19 protein-coding genes and 1 other annotated feature are annotated in these 22,756 nt (G+C 45.7%); of the genes, 6 read left to right on the top strand and 13 right to left on the bottom strand.

Translation table 11 applies throughout. The annotated features are described in order from the left end of the window. Positions 1–2: 2 nt before the first annotated feature. From ACQEXR_RS02235 to rpsO, 5 genes are all read right to left on the bottom strand, one after another. Positions 3–1,340: an MATE family efflux transporter gene (locus ACQEXR_RS02235; protein WP_427019693.1), complete on the bottom strand. Its 1,338-nt coding sequence runs from the start codon at positions 1,338–1,340 to the stop codon at positions 3–5. Between the two features lie 60 nt (positions 1,341–1,400). Next, the gene (locus ACQEXR_RS02230; RefSeq protein ID WP_331416193.1) at positions 1,401–1,811 is read right to left on the bottom strand and encodes a MarR family winged helix-turn-helix transcriptional regulator; all 411 of its coding nucleotides are present in this window, start codon (positions 1,809–1,811) and stop codon (positions 1,401–1,403) included. Positions 1,812–1,920: 109 nt separating this feature from the next. Further along, on the bottom strand, positions 1,921–2,835 hold the full coding sequence (gene nlpI, locus ACQEXR_RS02225; protein ID WP_427019692.1) for a lipoprotein NlpI: 915 nt from the start codon (positions 2,833–2,835) through the stop codon (positions 1,921–1,923). 120 nt (positions 2,836–2,955) lie between these two features. Continuing rightward, complete coding sequence (gene pnp, locus ACQEXR_RS02220; RefSeq protein WP_426950717.1) at positions 2,956–5,088, bottom strand: polyribonucleotide nucleotidyltransferase; 2,133 nt, start codon at positions 5,086–5,088, stop codon at positions 2,956–2,958. A 288-nt stretch (positions 5,089–5,376) separates the two neighbouring features. Next, positions 5,377–5,646 carry a 30S ribosomal protein S15 gene (gene rpsO / locus ACQEXR_RS02215; RefSeq protein ID WP_005472830.1) on the bottom strand — a complete coding sequence of 90 codons (270 nt, stop codon included), beginning with the start codon at positions 5,644–5,646 and terminating at the stop codon, positions 5,377–5,379. A 323-nt stretch (positions 5,647–5,969) separates the two neighbouring features. On the opposite strand from rpsO, the gene mtnN reads away from it, so the two are divergent. The 4 genes from mtnN to ACQEXR_RS02195 all read left to right on the top strand — a co-directional run bounded on the left by mtnN (position 5,970) and on the right by ACQEXR_RS02195 (position 9,149). Next, positions 5,970–6,665 carry a 5'-methylthioadenosine/S-adenosylhomocysteine nucleosidase gene (gene mtnN, locus ACQEXR_RS02210; RefSeq protein ID WP_138972566.1) on the top strand — a complete coding sequence of 232 codons (696 nt, stop codon included), beginning with the start codon at positions 5,970–5,972 and terminating at the stop codon, positions 6,663–6,665. A 14-nt stretch (positions 6,666–6,679) separates the two neighbouring features. Beyond that, positions 6,680–7,633, top strand: a complete 954-nt coding sequence (locus ACQEXR_RS02205) for a cobalamin biosynthesis family protein (protein ID WP_138972567.1) — start codon at positions 6,680–6,682, stop codon at positions 7,631–7,633. After that, positions 7,634–8,455 (top strand): vitamin B12 ABC transporter substrate-binding protein BtuF, encoded by an 822-nt coding sequence (gene btuF / locus ACQEXR_RS02200; protein ID WP_138972568.1) that lies wholly within the window; start codon positions 7,634–7,636, stop codon positions 8,453–8,455. Positions 8,456–8,528: 73 nt separating this feature from the next. Beyond that, positions 8,529–9,149 (top strand): TRIC cation channel family protein, encoded by a 621-nt coding sequence (locus ACQEXR_RS02195; protein WP_426950714.1) that lies wholly within the window; start codon positions 8,529–8,531, stop codon positions 9,147–9,149. A 198-nt stretch (positions 9,150–9,347) separates the two neighbouring features. On the opposite strand, the gene thrC is transcribed toward ACQEXR_RS02195, so the two are convergent. The 3 genes from thrC to thrA are packed head-to-tail and all read right to left on the bottom strand — an operon-like array spanning position 9,348 to position 14,060. Beyond that, a complete protein-coding gene (thrC, locus tag ACQEXR_RS02190; protein WP_269376550.1) occupies positions 9,348–10,631 on the bottom strand; it encodes a threonine synthase in 1,284 nt (427 codons plus the stop codon). Next, entirely contained in the window at positions 10,628–11,584 is a 957-nt protein-coding gene (gene thrB, locus ACQEXR_RS02185) for a homoserine kinase (protein ID WP_138971879.1), read from the bottom strand. Before thrB ends, thrC begins: the two co-directional genes overlap by 4 nt. A gap of 16 nt (positions 11,585–11,600) precedes the next feature. Next, a complete protein-coding gene (gene thrA / locus ACQEXR_RS02180; protein ID WP_331427092.1) occupies positions 11,601–14,060 on the bottom strand; it encodes a bifunctional aspartate kinase/homoserine dehydrogenase I in 2,460 nt (819 codons plus the stop codon). A gap of 28 nt (positions 14,061–14,088) precedes the next feature. Further along, positions 14,089–14,208, bottom strand: a sequence feature (Thr leader region). A 284-nt stretch (positions 14,209–14,492) separates the two neighbouring features. Between thrA and ACQEXR_RS02175 the strand changes: the two genes are divergently transcribed. Then, on the top strand, positions 14,493–14,954 hold the full coding sequence (locus ACQEXR_RS02175) for a hypothetical protein (protein WP_426950712.1): 462 nt from the start codon (positions 14,493–14,495) through the stop codon (positions 14,952–14,954). Here ACQEXR_RS02175 and ACQEXR_RS02170 read toward each other — a convergent pair. Then, positions 14,951–15,436: a putative 4-hydroxy-4-methyl-2-oxoglutarate aldolase gene (locus tag ACQEXR_RS02170; protein WP_138971824.1), complete on the bottom strand. Its 486-nt coding sequence runs from the start codon at positions 15,434–15,436 to the stop codon at positions 14,951–14,953. The two genes, ACQEXR_RS02175 and ACQEXR_RS02170, sit on opposite strands and share 4 nt — an antisense overlap. A gap of 33 nt (positions 15,437–15,469) precedes the next feature. Further along, positions 15,470–15,862, bottom strand: coding sequence for a DUF3293 domain-containing protein (locus ACQEXR_RS02165; RefSeq protein WP_426950711.1), 393 nt, complete (start codon positions 15,860–15,862; stop codon positions 15,470–15,472). A 325-nt stretch (positions 15,863–16,187) separates the two neighbouring features. Here ACQEXR_RS02165 and arcA point away from each other — a divergent pair, with 325 nt between their 5' ends. After that, complete coding sequence (gene arcA, locus ACQEXR_RS02160) at positions 16,188–16,904, top strand: two-component system response regulator ArcA (RefSeq protein ID WP_138971825.1); 717 nt, start codon at positions 16,188–16,190, stop codon at positions 16,902–16,904. A gap of 108 nt (positions 16,905–17,012) precedes the next feature. Here arcA and hldE read toward each other — a convergent pair whose 3' ends face one another. The 3 genes from hldE to ACQEXR_RS02145 form a co-directional block, all read right to left on the bottom strand. Beyond that, positions 17,013–18,443, bottom strand: a complete 1,431-nt coding sequence (gene hldE, locus ACQEXR_RS02155) for a bifunctional D-glycero-beta-D-manno-heptose-7-phosphate kinase/D-glycero-beta-D-manno-heptose 1-phosphate adenylyltransferase HldE (protein WP_138971826.1) — start codon at positions 18,441–18,443, stop codon at positions 17,013–17,015. A 60-nt stretch (positions 18,444–18,503) separates the two neighbouring features. Then, positions 18,504–21,344, bottom strand: coding sequence for a bifunctional [glutamate--ammonia ligase]-adenylyl-L-tyrosine phosphorylase/[glutamate--ammonia-ligase] adenylyltransferase (glnE, locus tag ACQEXR_RS02150; protein ID WP_427019691.1), 2,841 nt, complete (start codon positions 21,342–21,344; stop codon positions 18,504–18,506). Positions 21,345–21,456: 112 nt separating this feature from the next. Beyond that, the gene (locus ACQEXR_RS02145; RefSeq protein ID WP_427019690.1) at positions 21,457–22,713 is read right to left on the bottom strand and encodes a methyl-accepting chemotaxis protein; all 1,257 of its coding nucleotides are present in this window, start codon (positions 22,711–22,713) and stop codon (positions 21,457–21,459) included. Positions 22,714–22,756 lie beyond the last annotated feature (43 nt).

Genomic DNA, 22,756 nt, shown 5'->3' with positions numbered 1-22,756 from the left:
CTCTATGCGATGACCTGTTCGGTCGATGTCACTTTTATGCGCTTGATATCTTTCCACAGCATCGTCATCACCACCAAGCTGAGTGCAATGTTAGACAATGGGTACGCAATCCAGATACCCGGCACACCAAACAACTTAGGCATCAGGTACAAGAAAGGCAATTGCACCAACATATTGCCAACAGTGACAAACAGCGCTTTACTCCCCTTGTTGATCGCTTGGTAGTAAGCACCAGCAACCACTAAGAAGCCGTCGAGTGCCATAGAAAACATGTGCAGACGAATTCCCATCACCGTATGTTCCATCAACTGTGCGTCATCCTTATTAAAGACAGAGACAAATTGAGTTGGGAATAGATTGAGTAATACCACAAATACACCGCCCACTATCACCGCTGAATACATCGCAACTTTTAGAAGTTTGCGGATGTTTTGTTGGTTTCTCGCCCCATGGTTGTAGCTGACCAAAGGCTGCATACCGTTTGCAATACCTTCTGCTGTGAGATAGTAGACGGTGACGATATAACCTAGTATGGCGTAAGCGCCAATCATCAACTGATCGCCATATTGAGCAAATAGTGCGTTGTGCAGTGCAACCATCATAGAACCATAGGCATACATAAAGAAACTGGATGCGCCAATCGCAAAGATGTTGGGAATGATAGCCAGCTTTAAACGCAAATCAGCCCACTTCAAACGCAATCTCGCATGAGATGAAAAAAAGTAAGCCAAACCCGATACGGTGACCACACCTTGTGCAATAGCGGTAGCTATCGCGGCACCGGTTAACTCCCAGCCCAACACAGCAATTAAGAGGTAATCTAAGGCGATGTTAACGAATGCACCAATGACCATAAGCATGGTCGCAATATTTGGGCTTTCATCATTACGCAGCAAAAAAGGCATCGCAATCGAGCCCAAAGTAAAAATACAGGCCCCAATCAAGATATGTAAATATTGTAACCCCAGCTCAAATACTCGGCCTTCAGCTCCCTGCCAACGAAGAAAATCATCTGCGAACAGATAAAGAACAACCGAGACCACAGGCACCAAAGCGATAAGTAGCAGTAATCCCGTCGCGAGGATCTGTTTTGCACCTTGGTTGTCTTTTTTTCCTTGTTGTATTGAAACGAGTGCTCCGGTTCCGACACCAACCAGCATACCTAGCCCAAGAATCGAACCAATCATAGGCCAAGCGACGTTAATGCCCGCTAAGCCATCAGCACCAACATAGCGACCAATGAAGACGCCATCAACGACTTGATATAGACCGTTGACCAGCATTGCTGCCACGGTAGGTATCGTGTATTTCCAAAACTGTTTATAAATGGATGTTTGCATTTTCTCACCACTAGTTAGCATGGCTAACTAAATAGATAAATTTTTCTGACTTCGAGTTAATTATTTAAGTGCTTTTTCTAACAAGCTGATCAAATGGCTGTTTTCAACCTCAGTCAGTTTGTTGCCAATAGACTCCGCGATCCTGCGGTAAACCACTTGTTCAAGCGAAAGGTCTTTAATGACCTGCTCCGTTAGAATCACTCGCTTAGCGCGTCCATCTTCATTACATGATATCCGTGAAACTAAGCCTTTATTCTGCAATCGTGCCACCATATTCGAGGCGGAAGGCTTACTCACTTTCATCTCTTGAGCTAAATCGGTGATGCGAATCCCCTGAGCGTGTTCTTGTATCACTCGAAGATAATCGTATTCATTAAAACTCAAGTTTGATAAAGCATCTTCTTTGGCATGAACTCGCCACGCTTTGGAACAGAATCGTTCCAGTTCCATTAAGCTATTTTCTAGAGTCATTGTCTGCACATTTAGTTAGCAAGGCTAACTATTTTAGTCTTCATTTTTCCATCTGGCAATAAAAAAGCCGCTGCAAAGCAGCGGCTATCCGAACTCACATCATCAATGTTTATTCTGTCTCAAGCGCTTTGGCTTTATTCTTGGCAAGATGTTCAGCTTTAACTTGATTGTAGATTCGGCTAAGTTCCAAGAACGAATAACGATGTTCTACATACTCAAAGACGTTGAACGAAATCGCCAGTTTGTATAACGATATGGCGCTCGCAAAGTCACCTTCAGCTTGATAGCGCTTACCCAAGTAGAAATAAGCCTCTGTTAGACGCTGAGCCAAAACAGTATTGTCTCGGGTTCCGGCTAAAATGGCTTTAAAGGCCTGATCTTCAGACACTTCTCCAAGCGTAATGGCAACCAGTACCCAACCCCATTGCTCATCACGAGTCTGGTAGACTTTGAGTAGCTCTTCACGAGCAACATCCGGTTGCTTTTCCTGCTTAATGATATAGCGCCACAAAGCACGAAATGGATCGCTTGGGTCCTCATCATAATGCTTTTGCATATCTTCTAAAGCGAGGTCAATCCGATCACCATAGTAAAGCGCAATGGCACGGTTGCGTGCGGCATAAGAATTATCCGGATCTAACTCTAAGGTAGAATCAAAGGCATCGTACGCAGCATCAAACTCACCTACCTGGGTAAAATAAACGCCAAGTAAATTAAACAGATCTGGCTGAGCAGGATTAAGAGCAAGTGACTGATTGTAATCTAAACGAGCGAGATCTCTCAGACCAACACTGTCATAGTAGTTACCGCGTTCATAAAGCATTTTGGCTCGAATATCATTCGAAAGATCGGGTCTTTGTAAGAGTTGAGATAAACGCGCAATCTGAACTTCTTGCTGCACACTGGCTTGCAAAGGAACCGCCATTGGTGGATATAGCCACTGAGCGTTGTTGCTTGAGGTCGATGCACAGCCTGCCGTAATCGCTAAAGCGAGACTAAGCGTAGCGGTTTGAAACCATTTCACAGATCGATACTCCTGTTACTGAGTTTTCACTCAGAGTAATCCGCAATAAAAAAGGGAGCGTAATGCTCCCTTTATAACATGCTTTTAGCGTAATAAGCTAATTAGCCTATCAAGCTCGCATTATGCGTCTGTAGCAGGTTTTTCTTCAGCAACGACTTCTTCAGTCTGTTCTACCGCTTCTTTCATGCTTAGACGAACGCGGCCCTGACGGTCGATTTCAAGAACTTTAACTTGAACTTCTTGACCTTCAGCAAGGTAGTCAGACACTTTTTCTACACGCTTGTCTGCGATTTGAGAAATGTGTACAAGACCATCTTTACCAGGAAGAATCGTAACGAAAGCACCAAAGTCAGCTAGACGTGCAACTTTACCTGTGTAGATACGGCCTACTTCAACTTCAGCAGTGATCTCTTCGATACGGCGAATCGCTTCTTTTGCTGCTGCGCCTTCAGTTGCAGCAATCTTGATTGTACCGTCATCTTCGATTTCGATAGTTGTACCCGTCTCTTCAGTTAGAGCACGGATAACTGCACCACCTTTACCGATAACATCTTTGATCTTCTCTGCGCTGATCTTCATTGTGTGAATACGCGGAGCGAACTCAGAGATATCTTCACGAGCACCAGAAATCGCTTCATCCATTACAGATAGGATGTGCTTACGTGCACCTTGCGCTTGGTTAAGAGCAATTTGCATGATCTCTTTAGTGATACCTTCGATCTTGATATCCATCTGAAGTGCAGTGATACCTTCGTTAGTACCTGCTACTTTAAAGTCCATGTCACCTAGGTGGTCTTCGTCACCAAGGATGTCAGAAAGAACAACGAAATCATCGCCTTCTTTCACTAGACCCATTGCGATGCCCGCAACAGACGCTTTGATTGGAACACCAGCATCCATAAGTGCTAGAGACGTACCACATACAGAAGCCATTGAAGATGAACCGTTAGATTCAGTGATTTCCGATACAACACGTACTGTGTATGGGAACTCATCGATAGATGGCATTACAGCTGCAATACCACGCTTAGCCAGTTTACCGTGGCCGATTTCACGACGCTTAGGAGAACCTACAAAACCCGTTTCGCCAACACAGTATGGAGGGAAGTTGTAGTGTAGTAGGAAGTGATCTTTACGCTCACCAGTTAACTCATCGATGATTTGAGCATCGCGCTGCGTACCTAGAGTCGCAGTTACTAGTGCCTGAGTCTCACCACGAGTGAATAGTGAAGAACCGTGAGTACGTGGAAGAACGCCAGTACGAACGTCTAGAGCACGAACCATGTCTTTCTCACGACCGTCGATACGTGGGTTACCAGCAATGATGCTGCGACGTACAACTGTCTTCTCTAGATCGTGGAAGATAGTGTGGATTTCTTTGGTGTTTGCTTCTGGATCTTCAGCAAGCAGCACTTCATTAACTTCTGCCGCGATCTCGTGGATACGACCGTAACGAGCCATCTTCTCAGTGATTTGGTACGCTTCAACAAGCTTAGCTTCTGCAAGTTCTGCAATCTTAGCTACAAGTGCTGTGTTCTCTTCTGGAGCAACCCAATCCCAAGCTGGAGTAGCAACTTCTGCTGCGAACTCGTTGATTGCGTTGATAACAGCTTGCTGTTGATCGTGGCCGTAAACAACTGCTGCAAGCATCTCTTCTTCAGTTAGGTTGTCAGCTTCTGACTCAACCATTAGAACTGCAGATTCCGTACCCGCAACAACAAGGTCAAGCTTAGATGTTTCTAGCTCAGTGTTGCTTGGGTTTAGTACTAGTTGACCGTCAATGTGACCAACACGTGCAGCACCAATAGGACCATTGAATGGGATACCAGAGATAGCTAGCGCTGCTGAAGTACCAATCATAGTTACGATATCAGGTTGAACGTCTGGGTTAACAGACATAACCGTAGCGATTACTTGAACTTCGTTTTTAAACGCATCTGGGAATAGAGGGCGAATTGGACGGTCGATTAGACGAGCAGTCAGAGTTTCACCTTCAGATGGGCGACCTTCACGCTTGAAGAAACCACCAGGGATTTTACCTGCAGCGTAAGTACGCTCTTGGTAGTTAACTGTTAGAGGGAAGAAGTCTTGACCTTCAACCGCTTCTTTTTTACCAACAACAGAAACAAATACTGCTGTGTCATCCATAGTTACCATAACGGCAGCTGTAGCTTGACGAGCGATAACGCCAGTTTCTAGAGTAACTGTGTGGTTACCGTACTGGAACGTTTTAACAACTGGTTTTTCGAACATTGTTATTCCTTTCTCTAAGCACGTGCTTAGATTGAGTTAATTAAATTACTCAAGGCATTACGAATCGCGACTAGTAAAAGAATACTGCGGGGCAATAGCCTTTTAATAGTCGCGACCTTTTGGCCGACATCGGTGACTGTAATGCAAAAAGTATTGTGGAGATAAAACCACTAAGGTGGTTATAGCCGGAGGTAGTATAAACTACTTAGCAGAGGTTTGGCACAATTTAGGCCACAAAAAAGGGGCGTATAGCCCCTTTTTCGACAAACTGTTCTATGCAGCCGCTGATTAGCGACGTAGGCCTAGACGCTTGATTAGATCTTGGTAACGAGAAAGGTTTTTGCCTTTCAAGTAGTCAAGAAGCTTACGACGGCGAGAAACCATACGTAGAAGACCACGACGGCTGTGGTGATCGCCTTTGTGCGCTTTGAAGTGACCTTGTAGGTGGTTGATAGAAGCTGTAAGTAGAGCTACTTGAACTTCTGGTGAACCTGTATCGCCTTCAGTTTGAGCGTATTCTGCAACGATTGCTGCTTTAGTTTCTGCATTCAGAGACATAATTCTCTCCTAATAAGAGTAAGTTTAAATTTGTAGCAGCCAATCTCTGATTCAGCCGCTACGCGAAGCGCGGATTATATGAGATGTATATGGGTTAAGCAATAGGTAATTGATCGAGAATCGAGAACATGATGTCTTATTTAAGGAGTAGTTCTGTCAATACCTTTCACACTATAGGTTTTATCAACTTACTGCCCGGCCCCACTTCCAGCAGGGCAAAGTCCGATCCAGTTATCCATAGGGCGCAACCCGTTCCCATCTAGCCCTTTTCTGTTACACTTAGCACCATTCGATTAGACCCATGTCAATTAACAGGATTCATTATGAAAATCGGCATCATCGGTGCAATGGAACAAGAAGTTTCCATCCTTAAACAAGCAATTGAAAACCGCCAAGAAGTAAGCAAAGCAGGCTGTACTTACTTCTCTGGACAGATCAACGGTGTGGATGTCGTTTTGCTTCAATCCGGCATTGGCAAAGTATCAGCAGCGGTTGGCACCACAATTTTACTGGACGAGTACCAACCTGACGTGATCATTAACACTGGCTCTGCGGGTGGTTTTGATTCTAGCCTCAACGTTGGTGATGTTGTGATTTCAACTGAAGTTCGCCACCACGATGCCGATGTGACGGCATTTGGCTACGAAATGGGGCAAATGGCACAACAACCAGCGGCATTCATTGCAGATGAAAAATTGATGGATGTAGCAGAGAAAGCGCTGTCACAAATGGAAGATAAGCACGCAGTTCGCGGCCTAATATGTACTGGTGACGCTTTTGTATGTAGTGCGGAACGTCAGGCATTTATCCGCAAACACTTCCCATCGGTTGTCGCGGTAGAAATGGAAGCCGCAGCGATCGCTCAAACTTGTCACCAGTTCAAAGTTCCTTTCGTTGTAGTGCGCGCAATCTCTGATGTGGCTGACAAAGAAGCAGGTATGAGCTTTGATGAGTTTCTTCCGCTAGCCGCTCAAAGCTCATCTGAAATGGTTATCAAGATGGTTGAACTTCTAAAGTAAGTTAAAGAGACATCATGGAAGATCTGTTTCAGCAACTCTACTCAAATGGTGCGCTCCTCGTGTTGTGGGGCGCTTTATTATGCCATCTGATATTGCCCTTTCCCCGCGAAGCTCATCCAGCCATTTTGTGGCATAAATTCGCCGAGCAATTAGCCGATAAAGTCAACGTAAACAACAGCTACCAGCAAAGTATCATTTCAGGCAGCTTAGCTTGGCTACTAATGATTCTGCCTATGCTCGCCGTTTTAATCGCGTTAAAGCCATTGGTTTGGCAGCCGCAACTTTTTGAGCTGGCCTTTCTCCTTCTTGCCATTGATTGGCGCAATACAGATAAATTTACCGCTCAATTCGTTGCCGCTCTCGCCCGCGAGGACAAAGAGCAAGCAAAGATGCTAATTAAGCCGCTGATAAATCGCTCCACCGATCCGTTATCGCTACTTGGACTTGGCAAAGCCGGCTCTGAAACCTTAATTATGTCTTACGGACGTAATGTCGTTGGAGTACTGTTTTGGTATGCCATTGCTGGCGGTATTGGGGCTTTTGGCTATCGAATGTCGGTAGAACTGGCTCGTGCTTGGTCCCCTTCAAGACAAAAGTTCTCGCCGTTTGGATTGACTGCTGTGCGTGCTGTCGCCGTCCTCGATTTTATCCCTTTGCGCCTGTTTGCGCTCATGATCGCCGTCGGTCACCGAGCAAAAGCCTCTGTCCAACTCATTCAACAGCAAGCAAGTTCTTGGCCTCTTCCTGGACCGGCTTGGCTGATCGTCGCTGTGGGCGGTAAGTTGGAGCTATCTTTGGGTGGCCCTGCCATCTACGACGGTAAAAAATCCGTACGCGCTAAGCTCGGCGGTCGTATTGCACCATCTGCCATACATGTGGCTCAAGTTCAGAAGATGTTGGCTTGGCGCATGTTCATTTGGATCATTATTCAAAGCCTGCTTATGGGCCTATTCTATCAAGGTATTTAGATGCGCCTTATCGTTGCCAGTTTAGCTGCACTGGTTATTCCCAGCCTTTTCGCAGCCCCCGTCGAGCGAATCATTAGTTTAGCGCCACATGCGACAGAGATTGCTTTCGCTGCGGGACTGGGTGACAAGCTTGTTGCGGTCAGTGAGCGTAGCGACTATCCAGAACAGGCAAAAACGCTGGAAAAAGTGTCCAATTATCAGGGCATAAAAATCGAGCGAATCATTGCACTTCAACCAGACCTAGTCATCGCTTGGCCCGCAGGTAACCCAAACGGTGAGCTGGAGAAGCTAAAGCAGTTTGGCATCAATATTTATTACTCACAAACCTCGTCTCTTAGCGATATCGCTAATAATCTCGAACAGTTAAGTGAATACTCAGACGATCCCAATATAGGCAAACGAGCCGCAGCCGACTTTAGACAACAGTTAGAAAAGCTTAAAAACGAGTACCACACAGAAACACCTGTTCGCTACTTCTATCAATTAAGCGCCCAACCCATCATAACCCTCGCCCAAGAGAAATGGCCAAGTGAGGTATTTACATTCTGCGGGGGCGTCAACGTCTTCGCCGACAGTGTCGCGCCTTATCCTCAAGTTGGGCTGGAACAAGTTATCATCAGTAACCCAGATGTCATCTTCTCTTCTGAACATGCTATTGCCGATGGCAATATGTGGCACAAATGGGCAAACCAACTTGATGCTGTTCAAAATAAACATGTCTGGTCATTAAACTCAGACTGGCTAAACCGACCGACGCCAAGAACACTCTTAGCAGTCAAACAAGTTTGCGAGTATTTTGATAACGTTAGGCGAAAACACTAACGGTCAATGGTGATATCTCGTACAATCCAGTCTCACTTTTATTCGCAACTTTTTAGTAAGAGATTTTAGTAACATGGACTCCATGCTGCTTTATTTGATCGACTTGTTCGGTACAGCTATTTTTGCCATTTCAGGCGTTCTACTTGCAGGCCGCTTAAAGATGGATCCATTTGGTGTCACCGTTTTGGGCAGTGTCACTGCTATCGGTGGCGGTACGATTCGTGATATGGCTCTTGGAGCAACCCCGGTATTCTGGATCACTGACACCAACTACTTATGGACTATCCTAATTACCTGTTTGATCACTATGCTCATCGTTCGACGACCTAAACGCCTAGCGTGGTGGGTTTTACCTGTGTGTGATGCGATTGGATTAGCCGTCTTTGTCGGTATTGGTGTAGACAAAGCGATGCATTATCAAGATTCAGCGTTGGTCGCTATCATCATGGGTGTAATAACGGGTTGTGGCGGCGGCATCATTCGCGATGTATTAGCGCGTGAAGTCCCAATGGTACTACGAAGTGAAGTCTATGCGACTGCGTGTTTGATTGGTGGGGTATTCCACACCACAGCCTTAGCGATTGGCTATGATAACGATACAGCTTTCCTCGCAGGTGTCGCTTCTACACTGATTATTCGCTTAGGCGCTATTCGCTGGCACCTTTCGTTACCGACATTTGCTTTGAACAGATAAGAGAAACGACAAAATGTTGAAGGGTTGACACACAGTGTCAACCCTTTTCTTTTAAATTCAGATAATTAAACTCAAATCTTAGCCAGCGCTGCCTGCAACTTTCGACTCGCTCTTCACAAGCTCCTCTCGCAGGGCGAAGTCCGTTCTCGATTCGAAGCGCTCTAAAAAACAAAGGCCGCCTGAGCGACCTTTGCTAACTTATTTCTGCACTCGACGCAGGACTTCTTTCAATGCATCGAAATCATTGGCGAGGTCTTCAGACAGCAAATCCATCACTGCATGTTTTGCTAGCGGGCCTGGCAGGTCAATATCTGTACCTAAAATATCGTCAACCACTTCCTTGAACTTCGCTGGATGTGCTGTACATAGGAATAACCCTGTCTCACCTTCTTGAAGCTGCTCTTGCAGCACTCGGTAGGCGATCGCACCGTGCGGTTCACACAGATAACCTTGTTGGTACAGCTCTTTTACTGATTCCGCGCTTTGCTCATCACTCACCGCACCTTTACCTAACGTCTCTAAGCCCCAATCTTTCACTTGGCATAGCTCTTCGATACGCGGCCAGTTGTTTGGCTGACTCACATCCATCGCGTTTGAAGTGGTTGCAACCGTTGGTTTTGGATCCCACTTACCCGTTTCTAAGTAACGTGGCACGGTATCGTTCGCGTTAGTCGCAGCAATGAAACGCTTAATCGGCAAACCTAGAGCTTTTGCTAACAAACCGGCTGTCAGGTTCCCAAAGTTACCACTTGGTACCGATACCACGAGGTTTTCACGCTGCTCTTTGCTTAGTTGAGAAGCGGCCTCAAAGTAGTAGCAGATCTGAGCCATTAGGCGGCTAATGTTAATTGAGTTAGCGGAATTTAAGCCAATCTCTTCACGCAGAGCGGCGTCATCGAAAGCTTGCTTAACGAGCGCTTGGCAAGCATCAAAGTCACCATCGATAGCAACCGTGTGGATATTGTTGCCAAGCGTACAGAATAGCTTTTCTTGTAGAGGGCTGATTTTGCCTTTCGGGTAAAGGATAACAACGTTGATATCTTCCATCCCATAAAAAGCGTGTGCCACTGCCGCACCAGTATCGCCGGACGTTGCTGTCAGAATGGTGATTTTACCACCATTAGAAACAGCAGCTAACGACTGAGCCATAAAGCGGCCGCCGAAATCTTTAAACGCTAGAGTTGGACCGTGAAACAGTTCAAGGGCATAAACACCCTCTTTTACTTGCTTGATTGGTGCAGGAAATTGGAACGCTGCATCAACCATTGAATTTACTTTTTCTTCTGCTAACTCATCACCAATAAGTGCTGAGAGAATCTTAGTACTACGTGAAACAAAGTCTTCAGCTAAAAGCGCATCTACATCGTCAAACTTAGGCAGTTCTGATGGAAAAAAAAGGCCTTGGTTACGACCTAACCCTTGGCGCACGGCTTGGCCAAAGGATACTTGTTCGTCATTTTCTTTTATGTTGTACAGCTTCATAGCTCACTTCCTGTTACGTTCGAACCTTGCTTGTTGAGACGACAAACATGGACGAATCCTTCTTCATTTTGTACGTAGTTTTGTTCAAGCCAGCGTGCCACACGCTCAGCGACATCTTTATCTTTACAAATACTAAATAGCGTTGGACCACTACCCGAAATCCCCGTCGCCAAAGCGCCGGCTGCTACAGCGTATTTACGCGCTTCAGCAAAACCAGGTAACAGTTTCTCACGATACGGTTCAGCGATCACGTCTTTGATCATTTTCGCTGCCAGTTCAGGCTGATTAGAGTGGCAAGCATGTATAAAGCCAGCAAGATGACGACCGTGGGCGATAATGTCCTGACGGCGATATTGTGATGGCAGAATTGCACGCGCTTCGGCAGTCGAGACCTTGATTCCCGGATAAGCCATTACCCAATACCAATTGTCAAAACATGGCACTTCTTGACTGATAATACCTAACTCTTCCAACATCAACTGTACGCCGCCAAGGTAACATGGTGCGACATTATCGTAGTGAACACCACCAGATATCTGTCCTTCCATTTCCCCCATTAACGCAAGCAACTCAGTTTCGTTGAGAGGTTCGCCATGGAAACGGTTGAGCGCATCCAAAGCAGCCACAATGGAACAAGCACTTGAACCTAATCCTGAGCCAATAGGCATATTCTTTTCTAGAGTCATCTCTAGGGGCAAAAGCGCTTGACCTTTCTTGTCTAGCTCGCGAGCAAATACACGCCAGCAGTCATAAACAATATTCTCTTTCGGGTTTTCAGGTAGTTTTGAGACAAAGCTACCTGCTGTTTTTAGGCTAAACGGCTCATCGCCTGATTTAACCATAACTCGGTCACCCAGTAGCGTGCCATCAATGGGGGACACGGCCGCCCCCAAAACATCGAAACCAACGCTCACATTACCGATTGACGCAGGAGCATAAACAACGACATCCATACCTCGACTCATTTCTTTATACTCCTAATTTCCAACCTAATGTACGCATCACATCAGCAAACACACCTGCCGCTGTCACTTCAGTACCCGCACCGTAACCTCGTAATACTAATGGAATTGGCTGGTAGTAACGGCTGTAAAACGCCAACGCATTTTCACCATCTTTAATCTTAAACATTGGGTCGTTTTCATTGACCGCCGCAATGCTTACTCGACATTCACCATCCGAGATTTCACCCACGTAGCGTAGCACTTTTCCTTCTTCGGCTGCTTGCGCAGAAAGTTGTTGGAAATAAGCGTCTGCTTGAGGTAAACGCTGCATAAACTCTTCTATAGTGCCTGAGTCATCAAAGCCTGGTGGCAGTGCTTGATCAACAATGACATCTTCCAGTTCTAAGTTCATACCGGCTTCACGAGCAAGAATCAGTAGTTTACGTGCTACGTCCATACCCGACAGGTCATCACGTGGATCTGGCTCTGTAAAACCACTCTCTTTAGCAATATTCGTCGCTTGGCTAAGTGTCATACCTTCATCCAACTTACCGAATATAAATGATAGTGAACCAGACAAGATGCCACTGAAACGTTCCAGTTCGTCACCCGCTGAGATAAGATTCTGTAGGTTTTCAATAACAGGCAGACCCGCACCAACGGTTGTTTCGTACATCAATTTGCGGCGTGAGCTACGCGCAACATCACGCAATTGATGGTAGTAAGACATACTCGCGGTGTTCGCTTTTTTGTTCGGCGTAACCACGTGGAAACCAGCAGCTAAGAAGTCAGCATATTGATTCGCGATTAATTCACTAGAAGTACAGTCAACCAATACTGGGTTGATAATGTGGTTGCGTTGCACCAGTGAGATTAAGCGTGCCAGACTGAACTCTTCTGACGCATCTTTCATACGATCACGCCAGTGTTCAAGTGGAAGCCCTTCGCTATCCAACAGAAGACCTTTACTGTTTGCCAAACCACAAACTCGTAAGATGATGCCTTTTTCAGCCAGTTTCGCTTGCTGACGATCAATCTGATCCACCAGTTCGCCACCCACACCACCAACACCAACCACAAACACATCGAGGAAGTGTTTTGAATTGAATAGGTTTTCATGACAGGCTTTGATGGCTTCTGAAATCTTATCTTCTGGGATCACTGCTGAGATAGCACGCTCAGATGAGCCTTGAGCAATCGCAACAATATTAACGTTAACTTCGGCTAACGAAGAGAAGAATTGAGACGCAACACCACGAGAAGTGCGCATTCCATCACCCACTAACGTTACGATCGCAACATCATTAAGGAACTCAACAGGCTCCAACAGACCATCTTTCAGTTCAAGCTCAAAAGCATCACCAAGCGCTTGCTCTGCGATTGCCTGATCTTGAGCTTCTATACAGAAACTGATGCTGTACTCTGAGGAAGACTGAGTAATCAAAACGATCGATACCCCCGCTGAGGACATCGCACCAAATACGCGGCTAGCCATGCCAACCATGCCTTTCATACCAGGGCCAGACACGTTAACCATCGTCAGGTCGCTGAGTGTGGTAATACCCTTGATCGCTAGGTTATCTTCACCCGTATCTTGGCCAATGAGCGTCCCCGCACCTTGTGGGTTAAAACTGTTTTTGATCAGACAAGGAATATGGAATTGGGCAATCGGCGCGATGGTCTTAGGATGCAGTACAGACGCACCAAAATACGAAAGCTCCATCGCCTCTTGGTAGCTGAGAGATTTTAATAAACGCGCATCCGCTACTAAACGAGGGTCACAGTTATAAACGCCATCAACATCAGTCCAGATTTCACAACAATCGGCACGAAGACACGCGGCCAAAACCGCTGCTGAGTAGTCCGAACCATTACGTCCTAGCGTCACTAACTCGCCTTCATCATTACCAGCAGTAAAGCCAGGCATGATGTTTACATGGCCTTGTGGAAGAGGATTCTGACGGAAGTTTTGAGTAGAGATTTCAACATCAACCATCGCTTCAAGATGATCACCACGAGCAAATAAGTATTGCACTGGGTCGATCAGACTGGCTGGTTGGCCTTTCGCCTCTAATACCGCTTTCATAAGCTGAATAGAAACTCGTTCACCTTTACTAATGATACGTGCGTTGACGTTGTCAGGGCACATACCCAGCAAGTTTATGCCATGAACGAATTGGCGCAGCTGAGATAGCGATGTTTTAACTTGATTGTCGTAAGCACTGCCATTGATGTTCGGCAGCACTTGTTTGATGTCTTGGTAAAGGTCGCGGAAAGAATCCTCAAGCTCGGCGATTTGCAATTCTGCTTCGCCATTTTTTAACGCCCCTTCAATGACAGAAACTAATTTATTGGTCGTCTTACCTGGTGCTGAAAGCACGACTGCGACTTCTTCTTGTTGAGCATTATTAGCAATGATATCTGCCGCTCGTAAAAAACGATCAGCATCGGCTAATGATGATCCTCCAAACTTTAAAACTCGCATCCCTTCCTCCAAATGTCTTAAATTGACATAAAAAAAGGCCTGTATCTTGTGGGATACAGGCCTTATTTATGATTTTCTTTCGCTTAGCAGCCTGCCCCAACAATAGCGATGTCGGTAATAATAATGGTAGTGGTCATTACTAGGCTTTGGTGCTGCATAAAATTAGTTTTCTATAACAATGTGTGTTTGCTTACCCATACGTTTAACCTATTTTTCATCTTCACGTCAATGAAAAGTTACTATTTTTTGTTCACACTCCGACTCTGCAGTCTTTACACAATGTGACCAACTTTCTCATAATTCCAACAACCAATGAAACCATAGGCACATATCATAATAACTAATTGCTATATAAAAGTTGCATCTAGTCCGGAAGTTTTATGCTTTAATTAATTTTGCAGTGGAATGCAGACAACAGCAAAGGAGTGGCGTATGAAAACAATATTTAGCCTATCAGTGCTACTTTGCGCCTGCTCGTCATTTGCTGCTGACTTGCCCGTACTCCCTTCCCAACAAAGCGTTTCACCACACAAGCTTTTTATTTCCAGTACAAATGACAACAATGACTTTGATTCATGGAAAATAGACGGTGGTTATTCTTATAACATTTTCAGCAAGGTCGACCTGTACGTAGGTGCTCGTTTAAACAATAGCGAACGAGCAAACGAGACCGGTTTTTTGAGTGGCGTAAGTTACCAATTGACACCAAGATTCTCAGTAAAAAGTACCCTTCACTCCTACAGTGATGACACTCTGAATGATGGTAAAGAATCGACAATTGCAGCAGAAGTTTCGAGTCATATGAAGCTGACTGAGAATCTAGATATTCATGCCACTCTCGACTATCAAGAGTGGCAGAAAGGGATTGAAGTTGGTCTTGGATTTCGCTTCTAGATCCAATCTAACAATTCAGTAGACATTAAAACACCATTCCAATCGGCGTAGATGTAATCACCTGGCTGAATCATTTGGTTGTGTATTGTTAAAGTGACATTGATTTCACCGACATCGCGTTTTTCTGTCTTAAACGGGCAAGCACCCAAGGCTTTAACCCCAAGATCCATTTCGGCCATTGCAGCAACATCACGTACAGCACCATTAACGATGACACCTTCCCAATTATTATCAATCGCAAGAATAGCTAATTGATCACCAAGCAAAGCTCTTTGACATGAGCCATGCCCATCGACCACCAACACTTTGCCTGTACCATCCTGACTGAGCATTTCACGAACCTTGGAATTATCGTGATAGCAACGAACAGTGACAATTTCGCCAAAGAATGCATCCTTGCGACCGAAGCTATGCAATGGCAGCTCGAGCAAGGTGACTTTATCCGCATGTTTATCACAAATATCAGGGGTAATATCTTTCATTTTTCCTCCTTGAACTTCTAAAAAGTAAATCCTTTATCTGCAACGGGATCGCCAGTCACCAAGCAACACCGTTGTCTGTTTTTGTTCTAGGCACGAGATAAGGTAAAGCTTATCTCGTTGCACAAAATAGATGGCATTTTGGCCGTACTTACGCCCTAGCTCGATGGCTCGAGATGGGCTTACAGCGATGACGAAACTCTCTTCGCACCACGAGAAATCCTCATTGCCAACATTGACCGACATACAGCAAGTATGGCCTATTTCTGCTGCTAAGTACTGATTATTTCGATAATTCTCGTCCGGTGAGAGCCAAACGCTACTCGGATTCCAAGCTGTTATGATGGCAAAATTTTCGTACTTGATCTTACCTTCGAAACGAAAATAAGGATCACAATAGGCTTGCCATAGCTTTGCATCAATTATCATAAAACCAACAGTTTTACATTTACTGGACACTATTAATATTTGTTACATTCTAACTCTTGATATAAATCAACAAAGTGATTGGAATTAACACTTCTACGTTGTTAGCATGCTGTTAACATTATAGAATCCGCCTCAAAGACTAGTAGGATTCAGAGGATAAAGGACCTCTAAGGGTAGAAAAGAAGTACCACGGATGGCGGGCAATCAAAGAGAGTGTATTTTTACAGTCTTTGGTTTATTATCAACATCACATTACCTGTATGTTATGTTTTTGCCTAGAATTTATTCTATTAGCACAAATTTTTCACAAGTTTAGGTACCGCCAATGCAAACCCCGCACATTCTTATTGTCGAAGATGAGCAAGTAACTCGTAACACTCTTAAGAGTATTTTTGAAGCAGAGGGATACGCTGTTTTTGAGGCCAGTGACGGTGAAGAGATGCACCAGGTGCTGTCTGATAACCAAGTTAACTTGGTCATTATGGACATTAACCTACCAGGCAAAAATGGTCTATTGCTAGCTCGTGAGCTACGTGAGCAAGCTAACGTTGCGCTAATGTTCTTAACAGGCCGCGACAACGAAGTTGATAAGATCCTTGGCCTAGAAATTGGTGCTGACGATTACATCACTAAGCCATTCAACCCGCGTGAATTGACTATCCGTGCTCGTAACCTACTAAGTCGTTCGATGAATTCAAGCGTCGTTAGTGAAGAGAAGCGTAGTGTAGATAAATACGTTTTCAACGGTTGGGTTCTGGATATCAATAGCCGCTCACTTGTTAGTCCAAGTGGTGATGGTTACAAACTACCTCGCTCAGAGTTCCGTGCACTACTGCACTTCTGTGAGAACCCAGGTAAGATCCAGACTCGCGCTGACCTGCTTAAGAAGATGACTGGCCGTGAGCTTAAGCCACACGACCGTACTGTTGACGTAACCATTCGTCGCATCCGTAAGCACTTCGAATCTGTTTCAGGTACACCTGAAATCATCGCAACCATTCATGGTGAAGGCTACCGCTTCTGTGGTGACCTAGAGGACTAATTCACCTCTGAATCAATTAGTAAAATGGAGCCAAATGGCTCCATTTTTCTTTGTTATAAAAAATGCTCACCGGACTGGTGAGCATTTTGTTAGCAATGGATAGTAAGGTTAGCCCCTACCACCTTTAATCGCATCGATGATTTCAGTGGTTGAACAGCCATCTTCGAAGTTAAGTACTTTCACCTCACCGCCGTTGGCAATTACTTCCTTACCACCAGCAATATCTTCGGGTTTGTAATCACCACCTTTCACCAGCAGATCTGGAAGCACTTCTGAAATTAAGCGCTGTGGAGTATCTTCACCAAATGGCACAACCCAGTCCACTGCACCTAAACCTGCAAGTACAGCCATACGGCGATCCGTTGGGTTCACAGGACGACCTGGGCCTTTTAGGCGTTTTACTGACTCATCCGTGTTAACCGCAACAATAAGACGATCACCCAATTGTGCTGCATGGTTAAGGTAAGAGACGTGACCTGCATGAAGAATATCGAAACAACCATTGGTCATCACAACCTTCTCACCACATGCTTGAGCCTTTTTAACCGCTTCAATGAGGGCATGCTCAGAGATAACACCAAAATCGGTGTCTTGACTTCCATGAACGGCTTCAGCCAATTCAATAGTCGAAACGGTTGAAGTGCCGAGTTTACCAACAACTACGCCCGCAGCAGCGTTTGCAAGCGCACACGCTTCATCTAGAGGCTTACCAGCTGCAACAGAGGCAGCGAGAACAGAAATAACCGTATCTCCCGCACCTGTCACGTCGTACACTTCTTTTGCTTGTGTTGGTAAATGGAACGGCTCTTGACCACGACGAAGCAGCGTCATGCCATGCTCACTGCGAGTAACAAGCAGGGCTTCAAAATCAAACTGTTCAATTAGCGCTAAGCCCTTCTCAACCAACTCATCATTCGACTTAACTTTACCGACGACATGCTCAAATTCCGCCATGTTTGGAGTCAGTAGAGTCGCGCCACGATAGCGTTCGAAGTCCGCCCCTTTTGGGTCGATGAATACTGGCACGTTTGCAGCGCGCGCTTTTTGAATAAACTGCTGTACGTGTTCCAAAGCACCTTTAGCGTAGTCAGACAAGACAACTGACTTCACTTTTGGTAGCGCTTGCTCCATACGATCCAGAATAAGCTCAGCATCAACATTTTCAAACTTGTCTTCAAAGTCGAGACGGATAAGTTGCTGACCACGGCTAAGAACGCGGAGTTTAGTGATAGTTGGGTAGTTTGGCAGTCCCACAAAATCACATTTCACTTTCAATGCAGAGAGAGTTTCGTTGAGAACTTTGGCAGGTTCATCAATCCCTGTTAAACCAACGATATGAGCATGTCCACCAAGTGAGGCAATATTCATCGCTACGTTAGCAGCACCACCTGGTCGCTCTTCGTTATTTTCTACTTTAACTACAGGTACTGGAGCTTCAGGTGAAATACGGCCTGTAGGGCCATACCAATAACGATCTAGCATTACATCGCCGATAATTAGCACACCAGAATCACTGTAGTTCGGTAGGATTGGCTTCATTGTGGATCTCCAAATTCTAATTCGGGCAAGAGTTTAACATAGTGTTTTAGTGGTCAAAACCTATTCGAGCCACTCGTGCCATAGTTTAGTCACCAATTCACGTTCATTGATGAATTTATCTTCAGCAACATCTGCATCAAGGTTCAAAAGATTACGATGATGGATTTGGTCACGCATGGTGGTATAAGCACAGGTCAATGCCATCGCATCCTGCTCCTCCATGATGCCTTGTGCCATCATACTCTCAAAGATTCGAACGTTATCACTCCAGCGGGTCAGTTTTGGTTTTTGCTGACTAAAGCGCAGTACAAGGTACTGAGCGAGAAATTCGACATCGGTGATGCCTCCTGGATCTTGCTTGAGCATAAAGCGACCTGCCTTTTTCCCCCCCAGATGGTCGCGCATCTTCACTCGCATCTCAGACACTTCTTTCCTCAAAGTGGCTTCGTCTCGTTGAAGTGAAAGAATTTCATGGCGGGTCTTTGCAAATGCCTGCTGTAATAATTCGTCACCATATATCATTCGTGCACGAACGAGCGCCTGATGTTCCCACGTCCAAGCTTCTTCTCGTTGATATAGGTCGAACGCATCACTAGGACTGACCAGCAAACCAGATGCACCAGAAGGACGTAAGCGAGTGTCCACTTCGTACAAGATCCCTGAAGCGGTTCGGGTTGAGAATATATGAATAATTCGTTGTGCCAGTCTGAGATAAAACTGGCGGCCATCGATTTCTTTCTTACCATCGGTATATACAGTAGCCGGACAGTCATGCATAAAGACGATATCTAAATCTGAGTTGTAGCCTAGCTCCCAACCACCAACCTTGCCATAGCCAATGACGGCAAAGCCTTTTCCACTCCGTTCTTTAAGATGAGTCGGCTCTCCATACTTTTCAGCCATCTGCAACCACGCCTGCCCAACCACCGACTCAACAATCGCTTCCGCCAAATAGGTTAAGTGGTCACTTACTTTCATTACCGGCAGTGCACCCGCGATATCGGCTGCGGCGATACGCAAGATACAAATCTGCTTAAACTGGCGCAAAGCTTCCATCTGTTGCTCCATATCATCTTCAGGGATACGGGTCAAAAAGTCTCGCAACTCAGTGCGGTAACTCTCCAGTGGAATCGGGTTATACAATTGTTGTGGGTCAATCAACTCATCAAGCAAAATCGGGTAGCGCCCCAACTGCTCGGAAATCATTGGACTGGCCGTACATAAACGGACTAACTGGGTTAACGCAGCATTGTGCTCATCTAACAGTTCAAGGTACGTTGTTCGCGTAACAATGTTATGCAATAAGTGCAGCACTCGAGGCAAACCAAACTTGGCGTCTTGATGAGAGTAAATAGCAGCGAACACTTTTGGCATCAAGCGATTAAGAACTTCACGACCACGTGGCCCGAGGGTCTTTTTCGCTAAATCTTGCTTGAATTGCATGATGGTACTGGCCATAGTCTGAGGCGATTCAACGGCCATATCCTGTTCAAGAATGTTCTCGATAACATCTTGTTTTGCCGCCATATCCCATAGTTCAACAAAATGCTGTGCAATGTCTTGCTGTTCTTCTTCATCGTCTCCGATCAGCGCAGCAAACACGCCATGTACATTCGCCATGTGCGTTTCTACATCCGCGATAAGATCTGCCCAAGCGCCGTACCCCATGGCAACCGCAAGCTGCAATCGCTCAGTTTCACATTCAGGAAGAGTCTGAGTTTGTTTGTCTGCCATCGCTTGAAGCAGGTTTTCCAATCGACGTAAGAATTTGTAGGCCTCTCTTAAAGCCTGCGTTTCTGGTTTCGTAAGTAACTCTAACGCTTCAACGGCATCAATCGTGACGAGCAGTCCGCGCTGACGTAGACTTGGCTCTCGGCCACCTCTTATCAACTGAAATACCTGGGCAATAAACTCAATCTCACGTATACCACCAGCACCGAGCTTAATGTTATTGCTGAGACCACGACGGCGAACCTCGCTGCTGATCATCGACTTCATCCGTCTAAGAGACTGAATCGCACTGAAATCGATATAGCGACGGAACACAAATGGGCGCAGCATTTGACGCAATTCTTGATATTGCGGATACATCTCACTGCCCATGACCCGTGCTTTAATCATTGCGTAGCGTTCCCAATCACGCCCCTGCTCCTGATAGTAGTCCTCCAAAGCAGCGTAGCTCATTACCAGCGGACCACTGTCACCAAAAGGACGCAGGCGCATATCAACCCGATAACAGAAACCATCAAAGGTCTGCTGATCAAGGGCTTTAATGATGCGCTGGCCTAAACGAGTAAAAAATTGAGCGTTCGCAATACTGCGGCGTGTTCCTTGCGTCTCACCGTTTTCTGGATAGGTAAAGATCAGATCGATATCGGAAGAGAAATTGAGCTCTCCTCCGCCAAGCTTACCCATGCCAATGATTAGCATTGGCTGAGCCTCACCCTGAGCATTCATCGGCGTTCCCCACAGTTCACAGCAAGCATCGTACTGCCAATGATATGTCTCGAAAATCATCGCTTCGGCAAGCTGGGATAAATGAGTAAGGCTCTCTTCTAGTGACCACGAAGCGGTGAAATCACGCCACGCAATATAAACCATTTCTCTGTTGCGGAACTGTCTCAGGACTCGATGTCCCTGCATTTCATCGCTGCATTCACTCAGCATACTGGCCAATCTTTCTCGGTATTGCTCGCAGCGCGAATTCTCTGCCAACATATGTGGCAACAATTGCTGAAGTTGCTCATCTGCCACCAAGGTATTACAGACAAACTGACTTAAACCTGCGACGTAGCTAAGTTGCTGGGTCAAAGAGTCAGGCCAGTGTGAAATTGCATCAGATTGAAATAATGAGTCGGTCGCAGACTGGGAGATGGAGACAAGACTTTCTGGCAGTTGCATGATTCTTCCTTGTGATAGAAATACCAGTTGAGTGAAAGGTAACGCTCTATTTATACCAATAAAAAACGCCCACTAGTAGCAAGTGGGCGTTTATTGCAATTAAGTTGAGAAGCTACACCTTAAATGAAGTGATTTTCTTATCCAGTTCCTCAGCATTTTGCTGCATGATTTCTGATGTTTCGAGCAACTCGGAAACCACGGTGACCGATGCTTGCACCAGCTCTCGCACATTCGTCAGGTTTTGACTCATCTCTTCCGCAACACTGCTCTGCTGACCTGCTGCGGTGGCGATTTGGAAGTTCATATCATTGATTTGATTGACCTGACTCACGATACCATCCAATTCGCTACCCGCGTTGGTCACCAATTCCACACCTTCAGCGGCTTCAACCACACTCTTTTCCATCAGTTCAACCGCAGAGTTGGCACTTGATTGTAGCTGAGAAATCATCTCTTGGATTTCGACAGTCGCCTGCTGAGTACGCTGAGCAAGGTTGCGCACTTCGTCGGCAACAACCGCAAAGCCTCGACCCGCTTCACCCGCACGTGCCGCTTCAATCGCGGCGTTGAGCGCTAGCAAGTTAGTTTGCTCAGAGATCCCTTGAATGGTACCAACCACACTACCAATGGAATCGACACTCTCTTCTACTTGATTGACAGCCTGTGCTGAAGCTGAAATATCTTTAGAAAGTTCACTGATTTTCAAGACCGTATCTTGGACAAAGCGTTGACCTGTCTCGGCTTGTCCAGACGCACTTTCAGTCAGTGATGAAGCGTTTTGAGCGTGGCCAGCAACAGTTTGGACTGTCGATGTCATTTCGCTCATCGCCGTGGCTAGCTGATCAATCTCATTAAACTCTTCCTGCGCAGACTCCTTGGTTTCGGACATACTTAATGTCATCACTTCCGTCAGTCCTGCGAGCTCTTGAGACGCATCAATTTGCAAGCGGATCATTTCCTGTAGCTGAACGCGGGTTCTTTCAAGCTCACGCGCAACATCACCATATTCATCCTTACATTCCATCTCAATAGGAACAGAAAGGTCTCTGGCCGCCATTAATTTAATTGACTCGCTTAGGTATTGGGTTTGACGTAACATAACCCGTGCAGCGAATAAAAGGAGAACGACGAAAACAACAATCATGGCAACAGTTTGCCAAGCCACCTGTACTAGGTAGGCTTCATAATGCTGTTGCGCGACTTGAGCGTCTTGAGTTGCTGCAAGAAGAGCGTCGTAGAAGACACTCGCATCCCATAGTTGCTTTCCGATGATCAGTACTGTACTGAACACCATTAGCATCACCATTTTAGGAACCAGTCGAATATCCGTGATAACTCGTTCCCACGGCTTAAATGCCATCTTGGTCATTGTCCGTTCTCCAATAAATGAAATTTTTTGATTTCAGTGCTTT

The organism is Vibrio sp. TRT 2004, from assembly GCF_050113735.1.
GTDB lineage: Bacteria > Pseudomonadota > Gammaproteobacteria > Enterobacterales > Vibrionaceae > Vibrio.
The sequence above is the reverse complement of the archived record's forward strand: the minus strand, read 5'-3'. Positions and strand labels throughout refer to the sequence as shown.

Excerpts from the sequence above, each read along its gene's own strand:
- ACQEXR_RS02235 (WP_427019693.1), bottom strand. The coding sequence starts at position 1,340 with ATGCAAACATCCATTTATAAACAGTTTTGGAAATACACGATACCTACC.
- ACQEXR_RS02230 (WP_331416193.1), bottom strand. The coding sequence starts at position 1,811 with ATGACTCTAGAAAATAGCTTAATGGAACTGGAACGATTCTGTTCCAAA.
- pnp (WP_426950717.1), bottom strand. The coding sequence starts at position 5,088 with ATGTTCGAAAAACCAGTTGTTAAAACGTTCCAGTACGGTAACCACACA.
- rpsO (WP_005472830.1), bottom strand. The coding sequence starts at position 5,646 with ATGTCTCTGAATGCAGAAACTAAAGCAGCAATCGTTGCAGAATACGCT.
- mtnN (WP_138972566.1), top strand. The coding sequence starts at position 5,970 with ATGAAAATCGGCATCATCGGTGCAATGGAACAAGAAGTTTCCATCCTT.
- ACQEXR_RS02205 (WP_138972567.1), top strand. The coding sequence starts at position 6,680 with ATGGAAGATCTGTTTCAGCAACTCTACTCAAATGGTGCGCTCCTCGTG.
- btuF (WP_138972568.1), top strand. The coding sequence starts at position 7,634 with ATGCGCCTTATCGTTGCCAGTTTAGCTGCACTGGTTATTCCCAGCCTT.
- ACQEXR_RS02195 (WP_426950714.1), top strand. The coding sequence starts at position 8,529 with ATGGACTCCATGCTGCTTTATTTGATCGACTTGTTCGGTACAGCTATT.
- thrC (WP_269376550.1), bottom strand. The coding sequence starts at position 10,631 with ATGAAGCTGTACAACATAAAAGAAAATGACGAACAAGTATCCTTTGGC.
- thrB (WP_138971879.1), bottom strand. The coding sequence starts at position 11,584 with ATGGATGTCGTTGTTTATGCTCCTGCGTCAATCGGTAATGTGAGCGTT.
- thrA (WP_331427092.1), bottom strand. The coding sequence starts at position 14,060 with ATGCGAGTTTTAAAGTTTGGAGGATCATCATTAGCCGATGCTGATCGT.
- ACQEXR_RS02175 (WP_426950712.1), top strand. The coding sequence starts at position 14,493 with ATGAAAACAATATTTAGCCTATCAGTGCTACTTTGCGCCTGCTCGTCA.
- ACQEXR_RS02170 (WP_138971824.1), bottom strand. The coding sequence starts at position 15,436 with ATGAAAGATATTACCCCTGATATTTGTGATAAACATGCGGATAAAGTC.
- ACQEXR_RS02165 (WP_426950711.1), bottom strand. The coding sequence starts at position 15,862 with ATGATAATTGATGCAAAGCTATGGCAAGCCTATTGTGATCCTTATTTT.
- arcA (WP_138971825.1), top strand. The coding sequence starts at position 16,188 with ATGCAAACCCCGCACATTCTTATTGTCGAAGATGAGCAAGTAACTCGT.
- hldE (WP_138971826.1), bottom strand. The coding sequence starts at position 18,443 with ATGAAGCCAATCCTACCGAACTACAGTGATTCTGGTGTGCTAATTATC.
- glnE (WP_427019691.1), bottom strand. The coding sequence starts at position 21,344 with ATGCAACTGCCAGAAAGTCTTGTCTCCATCTCCCAGTCTGCGACCGAC.
- ACQEXR_RS02145 (WP_427019690.1), bottom strand. The coding sequence starts at position 22,713 with ATGACCAAGATGGCATTTAAGCCGTGGGAACGAGTTATCACGGATATT.